At 73.4% G+C, this 18,801-nt stretch carries 17 protein-coding genes; 13 read left to right on the top strand and 4 right to left on the bottom strand.

Annotation, left to right across the window (positions count from 1 at the left end):
* Positions 1-63 precede the first annotated feature (63 nt).
* Positions 64-1,023 (top strand): signal peptidase I, encoded by a 960-nt coding sequence (gene lepB / locus ABZ404_RS22425; protein ID WP_358835569.1) that lies wholly within the window; start codon positions 64-66, stop codon positions 1,021-1,023.
* A gap of 65 nt (positions 1,024-1,088) precedes the next feature.
* On the opposite strand, the gene ABZ404_RS22420 is transcribed toward lepB, so the two are convergent.
* Positions 1,089-1,595: a DinB family protein gene (locus ABZ404_RS22420; protein ID WP_358835568.1), complete on the bottom strand. Its 507-nt coding sequence runs from the start codon at positions 1,593-1,595 to the stop codon at positions 1,089-1,091.
* 130 nt (positions 1,596-1,725) lie between these two features.
* Here ABZ404_RS22420 and ABZ404_RS22415 point away from each other — a divergent pair, with 130 nt between their 5' ends.
* Together ABZ404_RS22415 and ABZ404_RS22410 are read left to right on the top strand one after the other, a co-directional pair.
* A complete protein-coding gene (locus ABZ404_RS22415) occupies positions 1,726-2,277 on the top strand; it encodes a TetR/AcrR family transcriptional regulator (protein ID WP_358835567.1) in 552 nt (183 codons plus the stop codon).
* Positions 2,274-3,818: an MFS transporter gene (locus ABZ404_RS22410; protein ID WP_358990722.1), complete on the top strand. Its 1,545-nt coding sequence runs from the start codon at positions 2,274-2,276 to the stop codon at positions 3,816-3,818. Before ABZ404_RS22415 ends, ABZ404_RS22410 begins: the two co-directional genes overlap by 4 nt.
* A 261-nt stretch (positions 3,819-4,079) precedes the next feature.
* Here ABZ404_RS22410 and ABZ404_RS22405 read toward each other — a convergent pair whose 3' ends face one another.
* A complete protein-coding gene (locus tag ABZ404_RS22405) occupies positions 4,080-4,751 on the bottom strand; it encodes a lysophospholipid acyltransferase family protein (protein WP_358836723.1) in 672 nt (223 codons plus the stop codon).
* Between the two features lie 262 nt (positions 4,752-5,013).
* Between ABZ404_RS22405 and ABZ404_RS22400 the strand changes: the two genes are divergently transcribed.
* The 3 genes from ABZ404_RS22400 (at position 5,014) to ABZ404_RS22390 (ending at position 7,306) form a co-directional block, all read left to right on the top strand.
* On the top strand, positions 5,014-6,189 hold the full coding sequence (locus tag ABZ404_RS22400; protein ID WP_358836722.1) for a glycerophosphodiester phosphodiesterase: 1,176 nt from the start codon (positions 5,014-5,016) through the stop codon (positions 6,187-6,189).
* A gap of 82 nt (positions 6,190-6,271) precedes the next feature.
* A complete protein-coding gene (locus tag ABZ404_RS22395; protein WP_358836721.1) occupies positions 6,272-6,766 on the top strand; it encodes a sigma-70 family RNA polymerase sigma factor in 495 nt (164 codons plus the stop codon).
* A 36-nt stretch (positions 6,767-6,802) separates the two neighbouring features.
* Positions 6,803-7,306, top strand: a complete 504-nt coding sequence (locus tag ABZ404_RS22390; protein WP_358836720.1) for a GNAT family N-acetyltransferase — start codon at positions 6,803-6,805, stop codon at positions 7,304-7,306.
* On the opposite strand, the gene ABZ404_RS22385 is transcribed toward ABZ404_RS22390, so the two are convergent.
* Positions 7,303-7,749 carry a hypothetical protein gene (locus tag ABZ404_RS22385; RefSeq protein ID WP_358836719.1) on the bottom strand — a complete coding sequence of 149 codons (447 nt, stop codon included), beginning with the start codon at positions 7,747-7,749 and terminating at the stop codon, positions 7,303-7,305. The genes ABZ404_RS22390 and ABZ404_RS22385 overlap by 4 nt on opposite strands.
* 2 nt (positions 7,750-7,751) lie before the next feature.
* Entirely contained in the window at positions 7,752-8,111 is a 360-nt protein-coding gene (locus tag ABZ404_RS22380) for a hypothetical protein (RefSeq protein WP_358836718.1), read from the bottom strand.
* 548 nt (positions 8,112-8,659) lie between these two features.
* On the opposite strand from ABZ404_RS22380, the gene ABZ404_RS22375 reads away from it, so the two are divergent.
* The 7 genes from ABZ404_RS22375 to cobA all read left to right on the top strand — a co-directional run bounded on the left by ABZ404_RS22375 (position 8,660) and on the right by cobA (position 18,783).
* Positions 8,660-9,751, top strand: a complete 1,092-nt coding sequence (locus ABZ404_RS22375) for an ATP-binding cassette domain-containing protein (protein WP_358836717.1) — start codon at positions 8,660-8,662, stop codon at positions 9,749-9,751.
* Positions 9,748-10,416: a methionine ABC transporter permease gene (locus tag ABZ404_RS22370; RefSeq protein WP_358836716.1), complete on the top strand. Its 669-nt coding sequence runs from the start codon at positions 9,748-9,750 to the stop codon at positions 10,414-10,416. The genes ABZ404_RS22375 and ABZ404_RS22370 overlap by 4 nt, the downstream gene beginning before the upstream one ends.
* 70 nt (positions 10,417-10,486) lie before the next feature.
* Positions 10,487-11,350 carry a MetQ/NlpA family ABC transporter substrate-binding protein gene (locus ABZ404_RS22365; protein ID WP_358836715.1) on the top strand — a complete coding sequence of 288 codons (864 nt, stop codon included), beginning with the start codon at positions 10,487-10,489 and terminating at the stop codon, positions 11,348-11,350.
* Between the two features lie 162 nt (positions 11,351-11,512).
* Positions 11,513-12,169, top strand: a complete 657-nt coding sequence (locus ABZ404_RS22360) for a GNAT family N-acetyltransferase (RefSeq protein WP_358836714.1) — start codon at positions 11,513-11,515, stop codon at positions 12,167-12,169.
* 115 nt (positions 12,170-12,284) lie between these two features.
* The gene (cbiE, locus tag ABZ404_RS22355) at positions 12,285-13,502 is read left to right on the top strand and encodes a precorrin-6y C5,15-methyltransferase (decarboxylating) subunit CbiE (RefSeq protein WP_358990719.1); all 1,218 of its coding nucleotides are present in this window, start codon (positions 12,285-12,287) and stop codon (positions 13,500-13,502) included.
* Between the two features lie 335 nt (positions 13,503-13,837).
* Positions 13,838-17,410, top strand: coding sequence for a nicotinate-nucleotide--dimethylbenzimidazole phosphoribosyltransferase (gene cobT, locus ABZ404_RS22350; protein ID WP_358990716.1), 3,573 nt, complete (start codon positions 13,838-13,840; stop codon positions 17,408-17,410).
* Positions 17,411-17,553: 143 nt separating this feature from the next.
* Positions 17,554-18,783, top strand: coding sequence for a uroporphyrinogen-III C-methyltransferase (cobA, locus tag ABZ404_RS22345; protein WP_358837465.1), 1,230 nt, complete (start codon positions 17,554-17,556; stop codon positions 18,781-18,783).
* The last annotated feature ends 18 nt before the right edge of the window (positions 18,784-18,801 follow it).

Raw genomic sequence — 18,801 nt, 5'->3', positions numbered from 1 at the left:
GCATGCCCCGTACGGATGGAGTGCGCCGCCGATGTCGATCAGCGGCGCCCTTTTCGTGCGACCATGGTCCCTTCGGCGGTGAGGGAGTGGGACGTGGGGGACGTGGCGGTCGGCGCGCAAGAAGGACACGGGGACGCCGAGCGGCCCCAGGGGCCCGAAGGGACGACGGCTCCCCAGGTGGCCAACCAGGCGGCTCCCCAGGTGACCCCCGAGGCGGCGCCCGACGAGACGGCCGACGCCGGCACCGGCGGCGAGCCGACCGGGCCCAAGCCCCGGCAGCGCTCCTTCTGGAAGGAGCTGCCGCTGCTCGTCGGTATCGCGCTGATCCTCGCCCTGCTGATCAAGACGTTCCTGGTGCAGGCGTTCTCGATCCCCTCGGACTCGATGCAGAACACCCTCCAGCGCGGTGACCGCGTCCTGGTGGACAAGCTGACCCCGTGGTTCGGCTCCGAGCCGGCGCGCGGCGAGGTCGTCGTCTTCCACGACCCGGGCAACTGGCTCGAGGGCGAGCCCACCCCGCAGCCCAACGCCGTCCAGAAGGTGCTGAGCTTCGTCGGGCTGATGCCGTCGGCGGAGGAGAAGGACCTGATCAAGCGGGTCGTCGCGGTCGGCGGGGACACCGTGGAGTGCAAGGGCACCGGCCCCCTCAAGGTCAACGGCAAGGCGCTGGACGAGCCGTACGTCTTCGCCGGGAACACGCCGTGCAGCGCCGACCAGGAGAGCCAGTTCAAGCTCACCGTCCCCAAGGGCCGCATCTGGGTGATGGGTGACCACCGGCAGAACTCGGCGGACTCCCGCTACCACCGGGACCAGCCGGGCGGCGGCTCGGTGCCGGTCGACAAGGTCGTGGGGCGCGCCCTCGTCGTCGCCTGGCCCGTCAACCGCTGGGACAGCCTGCCGGTGCCGAGCACCTTCGAGCAGCCGGGCATCGGCACGGCCGCCTCGGCGGCGCCCGCCGCGCTGGGCCTGCTGGGCGCGGCCCCGGTCGTGCTGCTGCGCAGGCGCCGGCGCGCGAGGCGCTGAGGCGCGTGGCCCGCTGAAGGGCCGGGCCGTCCGAGGGGACGGGCCGGCCCTTCGCCGTGCGGGCCCTAGGCCCCGACGGTCCCGTCGATCCCCTCGCGCAGGAGGTCGGCGTGGCCGTTGTGGCGCGCGTACTCCAGCAGGACGTGCACCATCACGAGCCGCAGCGAGACGTCCGTGCCCCAGCGGGGGTTGTGCGCGACCACGTCCAGCGACGCCGCCTCCCGCTCGATACGGCGGGAGTGCTCGACCTCGGCCTGCCAGCGGGTGAAGGCGTCCGCGCGGGTGGCGCCGCTCGCGTCGTAGGCCACCTGGTAGTCGTTCACGTCCGAGTAGACCAGCGTGATGTCCTCGGCGCCCACGACCCTGCGGAACCAGGTCCGCTCCACCTCGGCCATATGCCGGACGAGGCCGAGCAGCGAGAGCGTCGACGGCGGCATGGACGTGGTGCGCAGCTCCTCGTCGGTCAGGCCCTCGCACTTCATGGCGAGCGTGGCGCGGTGGTAGTCGAGGAAGCCGCGCAGCGTCTCGCGCTCGTCGGCGAGGAGAGGCGGCGCGGGGCGGTCGTCGGTCACGACGGGGTCCTTCCGTGGGCATGGGCGGGCGGGCGCGGGCAGGGCGACCGCCACGTTAGTGATCGGGAAGGCGGGGGTCGACAGGATTTCGAATGAGACGTCGATGTCTCATTCGGGTTATGGTTGTCTCATGACTGTGGACCGTGACCAGGTGCTGCGTACGGCGGCCGCCCTGCTCTCCCGCAAGGCGACCGCCACGATGGACGAGGTGGCCCGCGCCGCCGGCATCGGGCGCGCCACCCTGCACCGTCACTTCGCCGGGCGCGACGCGCTGGTCAGGGCGCTGGAGAGCTTCGGCATCGAGCAGTTCGAGGACGCCCTGGACAGGGCCCGGCTGGACGAGGGGCCCGCGCCCGAGGCGCTGCGGCGTCTGATCGCCGAGGTGGAGCCCGCCGCCGGCCTGCTCGCCTTCCTGGTCACCGAGAACCAGCTCTTCGAGGGCGACCAGATGAACGAGGGCTGGGCCCGGCTCGACGCGCGGGTCTGCGCGCTCTTCCGGCGCGGCCAGGAGCAGGGCGACTTCCGGATCGACCTGACCCCGGCGTGGCTCACCGAGGCCCTCTACGGCCTGATCGGCACCTGCGCCTGGGCGGTCCAGGTCGGCCGGGTCGCCGGCAACGACTTCCAGCACATGATCGTCGAGTTGCTGCTCGGCGGAGCGCGACGGAGCGTGGAGAAATGACCAGTACCACTTCCCGGGCCGAGTCCGTGCACGAGGCACGCCAGCCGGGCCGCTGGCTGGCCCTGGCCGTACTCGTCCTGGCGGTGCTCCTCGTCGCCGTCGACGCGACGGTGCTGGGCCTGGCCACCCCGTTCCTCAGCGAGGACCTCAAGCCCTCGGGGACGCAGCTGCTGTGGATCGGCGACGTCTACTCGTTCGTCATCGCGGGCCTGCTCGTCTCCATGGGAAGCCTTGGCGACCGCATCGGCCGCAAGCGGCTGCTGCTGTGCGGCGCGGTGGCCTTCGGCGCGGTCTCGGTCCTCAACGCCTACGCCTCCAGCCCCGAGATGATGATCGTGGCGCGGGCGCTGCTCGGTGTGGCGGGCGCGACGCTGATGCCGTCCACGCTGGCGCTGATCCGGAACATCTTCCACGACCCGCGCGAGCGCAGCCTCGCCGTCGGCATCTGGGGCGCGGCGGCCTCGGCGGGCGCCGCCGTCGGACCCGTCGTCGGCGGCTTCCTGCTGGAGAACTTCTGGTGGGGCTCGGTCTTCCTGATCAACCTGCCCGTCATGGCGGTGCTGGTGCTGGTCGGCATCAAGCTGCTGCCCGAGTCGCGCGACCCCAGCCCGGGCCCCTGGGACCTCGGGAGCGTGCTGCTGTCCCTGGTGGGCATGGTCGCGGTGGTGTACGCGGTGAAGGAGGCGGCGGTCAACGGCCTCGGCTGGGAGATCGCGGGGGCGGGCGCGGTGGGGGTGCTGGCCCTGGTCTGGTTCGTACGCCGCCAGCTCACCCTGGAGTCGCCGCTGCTGGACATGCGGCTCTTCCACCACCGGGGTTTCTCCGGCGCGGTCCTGGCCGACCTGCTGACCATCCTGGGCCTGTCCGGGCTGGTCTTCTTCCTCTCCCAATTCCTCCAACTGGTCCAGGTCCGCTCGCCGCTCCAGGCCGGGCTGATCGAACTGCCCGCGGCCGTCGGCGCGGTGGGCGCCGGGCTCGCGGCGGGTTACGTGGCGCGCCGGGCCGCGGTGCGCAGCGCGGTGGCCGGGGGACTGGCGGCGGTGGGCGCGGCGCTGGCGGCCTGTATGGCGGTCTCGGCCGACACCGGGGTCGTGGCGCTCGGCATCGCCCTGTTCGTGGGCGGTCTCGGCGCGGGGCTCGCCTTCACCGTCACCGCCGACGTCATCCTCTCCAGCGTGCCGAAGGAGCAGGCGGGGGCGGCCTCCGCGGTCTCCGAGACGGCGTACGAGCTGGGCGCGGCGCTCGGCATCGCGCTGCTCGGGTCGGTGGTGACGGGGATCTACCGGGGTTTCACGGCTCCGGCGGACCTGCCCGCGGGGGTGTCCGACGCGGCCCACGACTCGCTCGGCGGCGCGGTCGACGCGGCGGCCCGGCTCCCCGCCGAACAGGCGGCCCCCATGCTGGCCGCCGCCCGGGACGCGTTCACGGACGGCTTCCAGACGGCGGCGGCCCTGGGGAGTGCGGTGCTGTTCGCCACGGCGGTGGCGGCGTGGTTCCTGCTGCGGGGGCAGCGCCTGGAGGAGGGGTTGGAGCACCCGTAGCCCGTCCCGGACGCGGGGTCCGATCGCCTCGGCCCCTGCTCCCCCCGGCGCGGGGGTGAGGCTCGGCCCCGTGTTTGCCCAGGGGCGCGGGGAACTGCGCTCAGGCCAGGACGGCCCGCAGCCGATGGACTGCGTGAGTCCCGGCTGCGGGCCGTCTGTGGCTGGTCGCGCAGTTCCCCGCGCCCCTGAAGGCTCGGCCGCCGCGCGGCCCTCGCCCCGCGCCCCTGAAGGGCTCGACCGCGCCCCTGAAGGGCTCGGCGGCTACGCCGCCTTCGCCTTCGTGGCGTACATGTCGACGTACTCCTGGCCGGACAGCCGCATGACCTCCGCCATCACCGAGTCCGTGACGGCCCGCAGCACATAGCGGTCCCGGTCCATGCCCTCGTACCGCGAGAACTCCATCGGCTCACCGAAGCGGACCGTCACCTTGCCGGGCCGCGGCAGCCCCGCCCCGCCCGGCTGGATCTTGTCCGTGCCGATCATCGCGAACGGCACGACCGGCGCGCCGGTCATCAGCGTCAGCCGGGCGATACCGGTGCGGCCCCGGTAGAGACGGCCGTCGGGGGAGCGGGTGCCCTCCGGGTAGATGCTGAAGACCTTGCCCTCCTCCAGCACCTGGCGCCCCGTCATCAGCGCCGCGACACCGCCGTGGCCGCCGTCGCGGTTGACCGGGATCATCCCGACGCCGCTGAAGAACCACGCCATCAGGCGGCCCTTCAGACCCTTGCCCGTGACGTACTCGTCCTTGCCGATGAAGTACACCGGACGGTCCAGGCACACCGGCATGATCATCGAGTCGATGAAGGTCAGATGGTTGCCCGCGAGGATGACCGGACCGGTCCCCGGGATGTTCTCGACGCCCTCCACCTGCGGACGGAACATCAGGCGCATGATCGGTCCGAGCACTGCCTTGATGAGCGCGAGTCGGGACAACGCTTTCCTCCGGTGCCGTGGGCTGACGGGTCCGCGCGGACGAGGTCCGCGCAGGTGAGGACGATACTCGCGGGCCGCGTCTGATCGCACACCGGGTCACGGAACGGATACACGATGTTGACACGTGTTCGCGCCACGTTCCGCCCCGATTGGCCGAGGGGGCTCCCCCGATTAAGGGGGATACGCCTACGCTCGTCCCCTCCCGTTGACAGGTGCGGGACAGACAACAGGCGTGGCACACACCACTTCACAAGGAGCGTTCATGACACAGGGTGAGCGGATCGGCCCCGGGCGGCGCACCGTGCTCGGCGCGGCGGTTCTGGGCACGGCGGCCACCGGGCTGCCCCCCGCGGCCGCGAGCGCGCGGCCCCGGGGGAGCGGCGGGGAGCGCCGCCACGGCTCGTACAAGGACCTGCCGGTCCCGTACGTGATCGGCCACCGCGGCACCGCCGGATACCGTCCCGAGCACACCCTCGGCTCCTACCAGCACGCGCTGGACCTCGGCGCCCACGTGATCGAACAGGACCTGGTCCCCACCAGGGACGGGCATCTGGTCTGCCGTCACGAGAACGACATCACCGCCACGACCGATGTCGCCGACCGCCGCGAGTTCGCCGGGCGCAAGGCCACCAAGACCATCGACGGCACCGCCGTCACCGGCTGGTTCACCGAGGACTTCACCCTCGCCGAGCTGAGGACCCTGCGGGCCAAGGAGCGCCTGCCCGCCGTGCGGCAGCGCAACACGCTCTACGACGGCCGCTGGTCCGTCCCCACCTTCGAGGAGGTCCTCCAGTGGGCCGAGCGCGAGGAGCGCCGCCTCGGCCGCCGGATCTGGCTGCACACCGAGACCAAGCACCCCACGTACTTCCGCGGCATCGGCCTGCCCCTGGAGGACCGGGTCGCCCGGCTGCTGCGCCGCTACGGGCGCCACCGCGCCGACTCCCCGCAGTTCCTCCAGTCGTTCGAGCCCAGCAGTATCCAGCGGCTGAGCCGGCTGGTGGACACCCCGTCGGTGGTCCTGCTGTCCGGCACCGGCACCCGGCCGTGGGACTTCGTGGCGAGCGGCGACCCGCGCACCACCGACGACCTCGTCACGCCCGAGGGCCTGACGTGGATCGCCTCGTTCGCGCAGGGCATCGGCCCGACCCTGGACCTGATCATCCCCAAGGACAAGGCGGGCCGGCTCACCGAACCGACGACGCTGGTCGCCGACGCCCACGCGCGGGGCCTCGTCCTGCACCCGTACACGATGCGCAACGAGAGCACCTTCCTTCCCGCCGACTTCCGGCGCGGCACCGACCCCAACGCCTACGGGGACGTGTTCGGGGCCCTCAAGACCTACTTCGCCACCGGGATCGACGCGGTGTTCTCCGACAACGCGGACACGGCGCTGCTGGCCGCGGCCGACTTCCGGGGCGGGCGCCCGCCCCGCGGCTAGCACGGACGTACGAGAAGCCACGTACGGGTGACATGGGGCCGCCGTCGAAACCGCCCCCGACGGCGGCCGCGTCCCGCCCGGCATGGACCTCGTCAAAGAGCTGAGCCCGCTGCTGGCCGCCGAGGCCGCCGCGGAGGCGCCGGGTGCCGGAGTCGACCCCGCCGACCTCGAACAGGACGTCTGGGTGCGGCTCCTCGAAATCCGTCCGGCGGATCCCGTGCCCTGGGTGCGCTGGGCCGTCCGGGCGGAAGTCAGAAGGGCTCGCCGCCGGGCCCGGCGCGAGCTGCCGTTCGCCGCGGAACCGGCCACCGACCCGGAATCAGGCCCGGAACGCACGGCTTTGAGCGAGGAGCTGAGCCGTGCTCTGCGTACGGCCGTGGCCAGGACTCCGGGGAACTGCCCCCGTCTGCTGACCGCACTTCTGTCGCCCAGCGACCCCACCTACCGAGAAATCGCAGGGGAGTTGGATATCTCACAGGGGAGTCTGGGGCCGATGCGTTCCCGTTGCCTGGGATGCCTGCGCAGAATGCTCGCGGCGGAGGTTGCGGCTCCAGGCCCGCGGGGAATGGAGCGTTAGACAACCGGTGGACGGGTGAGCGGAAGGCATGCACACATGGGCATGAGCGTGACCATCTCTGCGGCGCGTGAGGGTGACTGCGAGCAGATCCTCAAGCTTCAGTACCTCTGCTACCAGAGCGAGGCGGAGCTCTACGGCGACTACTCCATCGAACCGCTCACCCAGACGCTCGACGGCCTGCGCAGCGAGCTCGGCGGAGGATACGCGCTGGTGGCGCGGCTCGGGGACGAGGTGGTCGCCTCGGTCAGAGGGAGCGTGGACGCCTCGGGCACCGGCCGGATCGGCAAGCTGATCGTGCACCCGAGGATGCAGGGGCACGGACTGGGCAGCCGGCTCCTGAGCGCCATAGAGGAGCACTTCGCCGGGCAGCTGTCGGCCAAGCGGTTCCGGCTCTTCACCGGCCACCGCAGCGAGTCCAACCTGCGCCTCTACCGCAAGCACGGCTACGCGCCGGTCTCCACCGAGACGGTCGGCCCCAAGCTGTCGGTGATCACCCTGGAGAAGGAAGCGGCCGCCCGGCAGTTCGTCGCGAGCGCCTAGGCGGTGGCGGCCGTCTCCCGGTTCCGGCGCAGCCAGAGCATGCCGAGCACCGGCAGGATCACCGGGATGAAGACGTAGCCGGCACCGTAGTCCGACCAGACCGTGGCATCGGGGAACGCGGACGGGTCCGCGAGCGTCCAGGTGCCCACGGTCAGGACGAAGACCAGCTCGGCGGCGCAGCACACCAGTGCCGTGCGCCGCAGCCGCTCGCCGCCGCGCACCAGCGAGAAGGTGATGAACCCGTACACCACGGCGGCCACCGCCGACAGGACGTACGCCAGTGGTGCCTTGCCGAAGTCCTGGACGATCTGGACGATCGAGCGGGAGGCGGCGGCGACGGTGAACACCCCGTAGAACCAGACAAGGACGCGGCCGGGTCCGCTGCCCAGCCTCCTGCGGCCGGACGCGTCCCGCTCGGCGGAACCGGTGGTCGGCTCGGCCACGGTCACCCTCCCCAGATGTCGTAGAGACGCACTTCGAGCACCGCGAGCACCACCGCGCCGGCCGAGACCGTCACCGAGCCCCACTTGGTCCGCTCGCTCAGCGACAGCAGACCGGCCGCCGGGACGGCCGCGAACGAGCCGACCAGATAGGCGATGAAGATCGCCATGCCCTGCTCGGGCCGCTCGCCGCGCCCCAGCTGCACCAGGCCGACCACCAGCTGCGCGAGGGCCAGTACGGAGACCACGGCCATGCCGATGAAGTGCCAGTCCTTGGTGGGCTGGTCCCGGTAGGCGGCGAAGCCGCACCAGGCGGCGAGGGCGAGCGCGGCGGCGGCGACCGCGACCGTCAGGGCGTCAAGCATGGGAACGAGCGTATTACGGGCCGAAGCGCCCTTCGCGCCCGCCCCGGGCGCCACCGGCCGGCCCGGACGCGCCACCGTGGCCTTGACCACAGGAGACCCGGGGGAGGAGGCGCGACGAGGGTGTCTCCGCCGTACCGCCGCCCCGGGCATCGGCCCAGGCCAGAGGGGGAGGAGCGGCTTCGGTCCGGGGGTCCGCGCCGCCTCCCGGACGCCGCGACGGCGTCCGGATGCCGGGCGATTGCTGTCCGCTATACGGACAGCCTTGATCGGGCGTTCGCTCCTTCTGCTTTACTTCACGCATGACCACGACGAGCAGCCGCACCCTTGCGACCGAGGCGATGAACGCGCCCGGTGCTCGTTGTCTGTGTCGAATGTGCGCCTTCTGAGGGCCCCCGCCTGAGCCTCGCGCCCCGAAGCGAGACCCATGAGCCATGCCCGCGCACGCCATGCCTCCCGGTTACCACCGATGTGGCTGTGACGCGTCCCGAACACGATTGCCCCGTGCCCGGCGGACACCGCGCCGCGCACTCGACAGTGACGGAAATCCTGTGATCACCACTACGGGCCTCACCAAGGTCTACCAGTCGCGCGGCCGTGAGGTCACCGCCCTGGACGGCGTAGACCTCCATGTCCGCGAGGGCGAGGTCTTCGGCGTCATCGGCCAGAGCGGCGCCGGCAAGTCCTCCCTCATCCGCTGCGTCAACCTCCTGGAGCGGCCGACCACCGGCACGGTGACCGTCGACGGCGTCGACCTCACCGCCCTCGCCGGGCGCGGCAGGCGCGCCGGCAAGGAGCTGCGCCGGGCGCGCAGCCGCATCGGCATGGTCTTCCAGCACTTCAACCTGCTCTCCGCGCGGACCGTGCAGGGCAACATCGAGCTGCCCCTGGAGATCCTCGGCGTCTCCGGCAAGGAGCGCTCCCGCAAGGCCCTGGAACTCCTCGACCTGGTCGGCCTCGCCGACAAGGCCAGGGCCTATCCCGCCCAGCTCTCCGGCGGCCAGAAGCAGCGCGTGGGCATCGCCCGGGCGCTGGCCGGCGACCCCAAGGTGCTGCTCTCCGACGAGGCGACCAGCGCCCTCGACCCGGAGACCACCCGCTCCATCCTCCAGCTGCTGCGCGACCTCAACCAGCAGCTCGGCCTCACCGTCCTGCTCATCACCCACGAGATGGACGTCGTCAAGACGGTCTGCGACTCGGCCGCGCTGATGAAGCGGGGCCGGATCGTGGAGTCCGGCACCGTCGGCGAACTCCTCGCCACCCCCGGCTCCGAGCTCGCCGCCGAGCTGTTCCCCGTCACCGGCGAGGCCACCGGCCCCGAGCGGACCGTCGTCGACGTGACCTTCCACGGCGAGGCAGCGACCCGGCCGGTCATCTCGCAGCTGTCGCGCACGTACAACGTCGACATCTCGATCCTCGGCGCCGCGATGGACACCGTCGGCGGCCGGCAGATCGGCCGGATGCGCATCGAGCTGCCCGGACGGTACGAGGAGAACGTCGTCCCGGTCGGCTTCCTGCGCGAACAGGGCCTCCAGGTCGACGTGGTCGAGCAGGCCGACGCGGTCGAGGCCGGCGAAGCGGCCGAAGCGGACATCCCGGTGCAGGCGCAGGCCGCCGCCCTGGTCAAGGAAGGTGCCAAGTGAGCTGGTCCGAGATGCAGCCCCTGCTGTCCCAGGGAACCATCGACACCCTCTACATGGTGCTCTGGTCCAGCCTGGTCACCGTCGCGGGCGGACTGCCGCTGGGTGTGCTGCTCGTCCTCACCGACAAGGGCGGGCTCCTCCAGAACCGCCCGGTGAACAAGGTCATCGGCGTGATCGTGAACATCGGCCGCTCGATGCCGTTCATCATCCTGCTGATCGCCCTGATCCCCTTCACCACCTGGGTGGTCGGCACCTTCATCGGCCCCACCGCGATGATCGTGCCGCTCGCCGTCGGCGCCATCCCCTTCTTCGCCCGGCTCGTGGAGACCGCGATCCGCGAGGTCGACCACGGCCTGGTCGAGGCCGTCCAGTCGATGGGCGGCTCCATCCCGACCATCGTGCGCAAGGTGCTGCTCCCGCAGGCCCTGCCCTCGCTGATCGCCGCGCTCACCACCACCGTGATCACCCTCGTCGGCTACTCGGCGATGGCCGGCGCGGTCGGCGGCGAGGGCCTCGGCTCCAAGGCCATCACCTACGGCTTCCAGCGCTTCGAGACCCCGTTCATGCTCGTCACCGTCGGTGTGCTCATCGCCGTCGTCACGGTGGTCCAGCTGATCGGCGACGGCGCCGTGCGCCTGCTGGCCCGCCGGGGCCGCACCACCTGACCTCCTCTCCACCAGAGCCCGCACTCCTTGTCCGGGCGACCCACCGCACCACCAGAAAGAGGCACTTTTCGTGCGTAAGAACATCAAGCTCACCGCGGCCGCCGCCGCCACCGCCGCGCTCGCCCTCGGCCTGACCGCCTGCGGCACCTCCTCGGACCCGAAGTCCTCGTCCGCCAAGGGCGCTTCGGCCGACCCGGCCCAGGCGCTCGTCGTCGCGGCCTCCCCGACCCCGCACGCCGACATCCTGGACTTCGTCAAGAAGAACCTGGCGCAGAAGGCCGGACTCAAGCTGGAGGTGAAGGAGTTCACGGACTACGTCCTGCCGAACACCGCCACCCAGCAGGGCCAGGTCGACGCCAACTTCTTCCAGCACAAGCCCTACCTCGACGACTTCAACCAGAAGAACCACACCACCATCGTGCCGGTGGTGAACGTGGAACTGGAGCCGCTCGGCCTCTACTCCAAGAAGGTCAAGTCCGCGAAGGAGATCGCCTCCGGCCAGACGGTCGCGGTGCCCAACGACACCACCAACGAGGGCCGCGCGCTCCAGCTGCTGGCGGGCAACGGCCTGATCACCCTCAAGGACGGCGTCGGCACCTCCGCCAAGCTCTCCGACATCAAGGACAGCAAGGGCCTGAAGTTCAAGGAGATCGAGGCCGCCACGCTGCCCCGCGCCCTGAACGACGTGGACGCCGCGGTCATCAACGGCAACTACGCCATCGAGGCCAAGCTCAGCCCGGCCAAGGACGCGCTCGTCCTGGAGAAGGCCGAGGGCAACCCGTACGCCAACTTCCTCGCCGTCAAGAAGGGCAACGAGGCCGACCCGCGGATCAAGAAGCTCGCCGAGCTCCTCAACTCCCCCGAGGTCAAGAAGTTCATCCAGGACAAGTACCAGGGCTCGGTCGTCCCGGCCTTCGGCGCCGTCAAGTCCTGACCCCCGCCGGTCAGTTCCGGCCACCGGCCCGGGGCCCCGCACACCGCCCGGTGTGCGGGGCCCCGGCACGCCCGCCCACCCCGCGGGCACGGCCCCGGCCATGCACATCCCCGCGCCGATGCTGCATGCTGTGCCTTTACGGCCTGACGACCGTCCCCCGGCATGGAGCGGCACATGACTACCCCGACCCCGGTGTTCCCGGACATCTCCATCAGCACCGACCGGCTGGTGCTGCGCGCCTTCGACGAGGACGACATCCCGGCGCACATCGAGATGATGAACGACGAGCACGTCATCGCCTGGACCTCCGTGCCCCACCCCTACACCGCCCGCGACGCCCTGGAGTTCGTCCGCCTGCACGCCCCCGCCGAGCGCACCTCGGGGCGCGGCATCGTCTTCGCCGTCACCGAGTTCCTCACCCAGCGCCTCGTCGGCGTCATCCACCTCCAGAACACCAACTGGCGCACCCTGGCCACCGAGGTCGGCTACGTCATCGCCCCCTGGGCGCGCGGCGAGGGCTATGCCACCGAGGCCGTGCTCGCCGCCGCGCAGTGGCTCTTCCGCGACCAGCGGTTCGAACGCATCGAGCTGCGCACCGCCGCCGACAACACCGCCTCCCAGCAGGTCGCCCAGAAGATTGGCTGCATCAGCGAGGGCGTGCTGCGCAACGCCTGGATAGCGCGTACCCAGACGGAGGACGGCGGCTGGACGGACATCCGCACCGACCTGATCGTGTGGAGTCTGCTCCCCGAGGACCTCGACGGCGTCGCCGACCAGCTCGCGGACGCCGGATACGCCTCGTTCGCCGACTGGAACTGAACCGGCCACCGCCCCCGCACGCCCCGCCCCCACCCGCCCCGCACCAGGTACCCTCACCCTGGCCGGGCCCACCGCGGCCGCCCCGACCTGCGACGACTCCAGGAGACTGACGACGATGGCCGACCGCGTCACGGTGATCGGCTGGGACGGCTCGCCGCTCACCTCGGCGGCCACGTCCGCGCTGTCCGCCGCCACCCTGGTGGCCGGCGCCGCCCACCACCTGGCGCTGCCCGAGGTGCCCCCGCGCGCCGAGCGGATCCGGCTCGGCAGCGTCGACCTCGCCGCCCGCCGGATCGCCGGCCACCGCGGCAGCGCGGTCGTCCTGGCCGACGGGGACCCCGGGTTCTTCGGCGTGGTCCGCGCCCTGCGCGCCCCCGAACACGGCCTGGAGGTCGAGGTGGTGCCCGCCGTCTCGGCCGTGGCCGCCGCCTTCGCCCGGGCCGGGATGCCCTGGGACGACGCCCAGATCGTCGTCGCCCACCCCCGCACCCTGCGCCGCGCCGTCAACGTCTGCCGGGCGCACACCAAGGTCGCCGTCCTCACCTCGCCGGGCGCCGGACCGGCCGAACTCGCCCTGCTCCTCGAAGGCGTCCACCGCACCTTCGTCATCTGCGAGGAGCTCGGCAGCGAGCGCGAACAGGTCACCGTCCTCACCTCCGACAAGGTCGCCGACCACGCCTGGCGCGACCCCAACCTGGTCATAGTGATCGGCGGCGCCCAGGGCGCGGCGCCGGGCCCCGGCTGGATCGCCGGACGCGACCTCGGCCACCCGCCGCAGGTCCGCGGCTGGGCGCTGCCCGCGCACGCGTACGGGGAGGGGCTCGGCCCCGGCGAGTCCGCCGGCCTGCGCGCCGCCCAGCTCGCCCGGCTCGGCCCGCGCACCGGCGACCTCGTCTGGGACATCGGCTGCGGCAGCGGGGCGCTGTCCGCCGAGGCCGCCCGGTTCGGGGCCGCCGTCATCGCCGTCGACGCCGACCCGGACGCCTGCGCCCGTACCGAGGCCGCGGGCCGCCGCTTCGGCGTCCAGCTCCAGGTCGTGGCGGGCCGCGCCCCGCACGTCCTGGAGTCGCTGCCCGAGCCCGACGTCGTCCGCGTCGGCGGCGGGGGAGCCCAGGTCGTCGCCGCCTGCGCCGACCGCCGCCCGGAGCGGATCGTCGCGCACGCCGCCACCCGCGACGGCGCCGAGGCGATCGACGCCGCCCTCGAAGCCGGCGGATACGACGTGGAGTGCGCCCTCCTCCAGTCCGTGGAACTGGACACGAGCGCCTGGTCGGAACGCGAACGCTCGGTCGCTTTCCTGCTCTCCGGAAGGCGCCGGGAAAGGTCCCCGTGATCTCTCCGGCGTGTCGTCCGGGGTAGGCTGGCCGACTGTTGTACCGCACCGGGCCGTTCGGCGCTACGTTCGTCAATGTCCGGAATGGGGAACCCGTTTGGGACCCTGTCGCGGTACGTCGGATCCCGGTGGAGCGCAACGTGGCGCACCCCACACGTTCCGTGGCCGAGACGGGGCGCCAGGTCGGCGATCTCCCGCGAGAATGCTGTGTGTCCGCGGGCCGTTCGCACCGCGCGGCGGGCCCGCTCGTTGTTGTCGACGGGGGCGGGGCGTGCTGTGCGGGGGCGTCCCCGGGCGCAGGCCGAAGAAGCACTACAGATGGACGAGGGGTACGCATGACTGACACCGGCCAGGTCCCGGGCGAGGGACTGCCGGAGGACGCAGGCATGGTGGAGCAGCCGGGCGTCCCCGCTCCCGGCGCGTACACCTTCCTCGACCCCTCCGACGGTTCGGCGCTCGGCGCGGACGACGACGACCTCCTGCTGATGCCCGGCGCCCAGGGCGCCTGGATCGACCCGCAGTCCGCGCCCGCCCCGCTCGCCGCCGCCGTGCCGGTGCCGTCCCCGGCGCACGCCGCCCCCGCCGCCCCGGAGCAGGCCGCCGGACCCGGCGCCCACGAGGCCGGTGGCCGCGACTCCGGCTCGGTGGATCTCGGCGCCGTCCGCACCCCGGCCGCCGCCCCGTCCACGGTGCCCCCGACCGCCCGTCGCCCGCTGCACATGGGCCCGCCGGTACCGGACGCCTCCGGCGGTGTCGTCCGGTCGCTGGCCGACCGGGGTCCGGCCGCGGGCGCCCCCGTGAACCCGGCGCCGGTGCGCACCCCCGGCCCGCCGACCACCGGCCCCGAGTACCTCGACGTGCCCCGGGAGGAGACGGCGGCCCCGGCGCCCGCGCCCCAGCTGAGCGAGCTTCCCCCGCAGGGAGCGACGCCGTGGGAGTCCGCGCCGCCGCAGGAGGCCGCCCGGGCGGCCGCCCCGCCGGCCGCCCCCGCTCCGGAGCCCCAGCCCGCCGCGCAGCCGCTCCCGCTGCCCGAGCCGGTGGCGGCCGAGCCGACGGCGTCCGAGCCCGTGGCGGCAGAGCCGGTGGCCGCCGAGTCCACGACCGCGGAGCCCGTGGTGGCCGAGCCCGCCCAGCCGCAGCCCGCGCAGCCCCAGCAGCCTCTCGCGCAGCCGGAGCCGCAGCAGCCGCAGCAGTCCCAGGCGTCCCAGGCGTCCCAGGCGTCCCAGGCGTCCCAGGACTCCCAGGCGTCCCAGGACTCCCAGGCGTCCCAGAACGGCCTGGTCAGCGGCGCAGAAACGGTCGTCCCGGAGGAGTTCGCGCCGGTCGGCGCACCCGCCCCCGCCCACGCCGCTGCCGCCGAGCAGCAGGCGCCCGCCGAGGCGGCGGCGCCGACGCCGATGCCGCAGGGCCCGCCCGCGGCGGCCGTGCAGCCGCCCGCCGACGGTCCGTTCCCGCCGGTGGAGGGCTCGGTCCCGGCCCAGCCCGTTCCCCCGGCCGAGCCGGTGGCGGCCCCGGCCGCCGAGCCCGTATCCGTACCGGAGGCCGTATCGGAGGCCGTTCCGGCACCCGCCGCGGAGCCGGTCGCCGAGCCCGTTGCCGAGGCGGCCCCCGCGTCGGCCGAGCCGGAGGCGCCCCAGCCGCAGCCCGTGCCGTCCCCCGAGCCCGAAGCCGTCCCGGCACAGTCGGCGCCCCAGCCGGTGGCCGTGCCGGTCGCCGAGCCCGTGGCGCCGGTCTCGGTGCTGCCGGAAGAGGCACCGGGGGAGGTGGCCGAGCCCGTCGCCGTGATGGCCGCGAGCGCGCCGCAGCCCCTCGCCGTCACGCCGGAGGCCACCGCGCCCTCGCCCGCGTCCGCCGCCGAGGCCCAGGGCCAGGCCCCGTCGCCGCTTCCCGAGCAGGACGCGGCGGAGCCGCGGACCGTGGCCGCCGCGGTGCCCGTCGTGCCCGTGCCCCGCGCCGAGGCCGTCCTCGAGGCGCAGCCCGAGACGGTCCCGGCCGCCCCCGAGGCGGCGGCGCGGGAGCGGGTCCCCGCCCCCGTGTTCATCGAGGACGACGAGGACGCGGCCGAGGAGCTCGTCCCGGACGCCGCGCCCGGCGCCGGGCAGGGTGAACTCCCGGCCGACGCCGTCATGGACGCCGGACCCGGCGCCCACGACGAGGACGTCCACGCCGACGCCGGCGCCCCGGCGCCCGGTTACGCGGACGCCGAGCGCGAGGCCGTGCTGCGGGTGATGCGCGAGCGCCGCGACATCCGCAACGGCTTCCGCGGCGACCCGATCCCGCACGAGGTGCTGCTGCGCGTCCTGGAGGCCGCGCACACCGCCCCGAGCGTGGGCCACTCGCAGCCCTGGGACTTCGTGGTCATCCGGTCCGCCGAGACCCGCCGCACCATGCACGAGCTCGCCCAGCGCCAGCGCGACGCGTACGCGAAGTCGCTGCCCAAGGGCCGGGCCAAGCAGTTCAAGGAACTGAAGATCGAGGCCATCCTCGACACCCCGGTGAACATCGTGGTCACCGCCGACCCCACCCGCGGCGGCAGGCACACCCTGGGCCGCTACACCCAGCCGCAGATGGCCCCGTACTCCTCGGCGCTCGCCGTCGAGAACCTGTGGCTCGCCGCCCGCGCCGAAGGGCTGGGCGTCGGCTGGGTCTCGTTCTTCGACGAGCGCGAGATGGTCCGCGCGCTGGGCCTGCCGGAGCACCTGGAGGTCGTCGCCTACCTGTGCGTGGGGTACGTGGACGAGTTCCCGGAGGAGCCCGAGCTGATGCAGGCGGGCTGGTCCAAGCGGCGCCCGCTGTCCTGGGTGGTCCACGAGGAGACGTACGGCCGCCGCGCGCTGCCCGGCGAGGACCCGCACGACCTGCTCCAGGAGACCGTCGCCGGGATCCGCCCGCTGGACGCCAAGGCGCTCGGCGAGGCGTGGGAGCGGCAGAAGCGGATGACCAAGCCGGCCGGTGCGCTCGGCATGCTGGAGATCATCTCCGCGCAGCTCAGCGGGCTGTCCCGCAAGTGCCCGCCGCCGATCCCGGAGCCCGCGGCCGTCGCCATCTTCGCGGGCGACCACGGGGTGCACGCCCAGGGCGTGACCCCCTGGCCGCAGGAGGTCACCGGCCAGATGGTCGCCAACTTCCTGGGCGGCGGCGCGGTCTGCAACGCGTTCGCCAACCAGGTCGGCGCCGAGGTCTGCGTCATCGACGTCGGCGTGGCCGGCGAACTCCCCGCCACCCCGGGGCTGCTGCCCCGCAAGGTGCGCCCCGGCACCGGTGACATGACCACCGGGCCCGCCATGACCCGCGAGGAGGTCGTCGCGGCCGTCGAGGTGGGCATCGAGACCGCCCGCGACCTGGTGGCGGCGGGCAACAAGGCGCTGCTGACGGGTGAGATGGGCATCGCCAACACCACCGTGTCGGCCGCCCTGATCTCCCTCTACACGGGCGTCGACCCGGCCGAGGTCACCGGCCGCGGCACCGGCATCAACGACGAGACGCACGCCCGCAAGGTCGATGTGGTCCGCCGCGCCCTGGAGCTGCACAGCCCCGACCCCGCCGACCCGATCGGCGTCCTCGCCGGGATCGGCGGCCTGGAGCACGCGGCCATGGTCGGCTTCATCCTCGGCGGCGCCTCGCTGCGTACGCCGGTGATCCTGGACGGGGTGAGCGCGGGCGCCGCGGCGCTGGTGGCCCGGGCCATCGCGCCGGAGTCCCTGGCGGCGTGCATCGCGGGTCACCGCAGCGCCGAGCCCGGCCATGTGGCGGCCCTGAACAAGCTGGGCCTGCGTCCGCTCGTCGACCTGGACCTGCGTCTGGGCGAAGGCACCGGCGCGCTGCTGGCCCTGCCGCTGGTCCAGAGCGCGGCGCGGGCGATGCACGAGGTCGCGACCTTCGACTCGGCCGGAGTCACCGAGAAGTAGCCACGGTCGTACCCGGTGTGCCCGCCCGTCCCGCAGTGCGGAACGGGCGGGCACACCGGGCGACGGTCCGCAGACAATGGGGTCCGGGGCGACGCCCCGGCCTTCGACGATGCCCGCCGACGCCGCACCAGGAGCCACCCGTCATGGCAGAACACCCCGCGTACCCCGTAGGCCTGCGCCTCACCGGCCGCCGCGTCGTCGTCGTCGGCGGCGGTCAGGTCGCCCAGCGCCGCCTCCCCGCCCTGATCGCGGCCGGTGCCGACGTCGTCCTGGTCTCCCCGGGCGCCACCCCCTCCGTGGAGGCCATGGCGGACACCGGCGAGATCACCTGGCACCGCCGCGGCTACCAGGACGGCGACCTCGCTGACGCCTGGTACGCCCTGGTCGCCAGCAGCGACGCCGAGGCCAACCGGCGCGCCTCCGCCGAGGCCGAGCACCGCCGCGTCTGGTGCGTGCGCTCCGACGACGCCACCCAGGCCACCGCCTGGACCCCGGCCACCGGCCGCACCGAGGGCGTCACCGTCGCCGTGCTCACCGGCGGCGCCCCCGACCCCCGCCGCACCGCCGCCGTCCGCGACGCGGTGGTGGAGGGGCTGCGCGACGGCACCCTGGTCGCCCCGCACCACCGCGACCGGACCCCGGGCGTCGCCCTCGTCGGCGGCGGCCCCGGCGACCCCGACCTGATCACCGTGCGCGGCCGCCGGCTGCTCGCCGAGGCCGATGTGGTCATCGCCGACCGGCTCGGTCCGCGCGACCTGCTCGACGAACTCCCGCCGCACGTCGAGGTGATCGACGCGGCGAAGATCCCGTACGGCCGGTTCATGGCCCAGGAGGCCATCAACAACGCGCTGATCGAGCACGCCAAGGCGGGCAAGGCCGTCGTCCGGCTCAAGGGCGGCGACCCGTACGTCTTCGGCCGCGGCATGGAGGAGCTGCACGCGCTCGCCGAGGCGGGCATCGCCTGCACGGTCGTCCCCGGCATCTCCAGCTCGATCTCGGTGCCGGGCGCGGCCGGGATCCCGGTCACCCACCGGGGCGTGGCGCATGAGTTCACGGTGGTCAGCGGCCATGTGGCGCCCGACGACCCGCGCTCGCTCGTCGACTGGGAGGCGCTCGCCCGGCTGACCGGCACGCTGGTGATCCTCATGGGCGTCGACAAGATCGGCGCGATCGCCCGGACGCTGATCGCCCACGGCAAGAGCCCCGAGACGCCCGTGGCCCTCGTCCAGGAGGGCACCACCGCCGCCCAGCGCCGCGTCGACGCGACGCTGGCCACCGTGGGGGAGACTGTGACCACGCGGGACGTACGGCCGCCGGCCGTCATCGTGATCGGTGACGTGGTCGCCGTGGGTCCCGCGCTCCCGACCATGTAACCGGCGGTAACGGATCTC

The sequence above is a fragment of the Streptomyces sp. NPDC005878 genome (genome assembly GCF_040629815.1).
Lineage (GTDB): Bacteria > Actinomycetota > Actinomycetes > Streptomycetales > Streptomycetaceae > Streptomyces.
The sequence above is the reverse complement of the archived record's forward strand: the minus strand, read 5'-3'. Positions and strand labels throughout refer to the sequence as shown.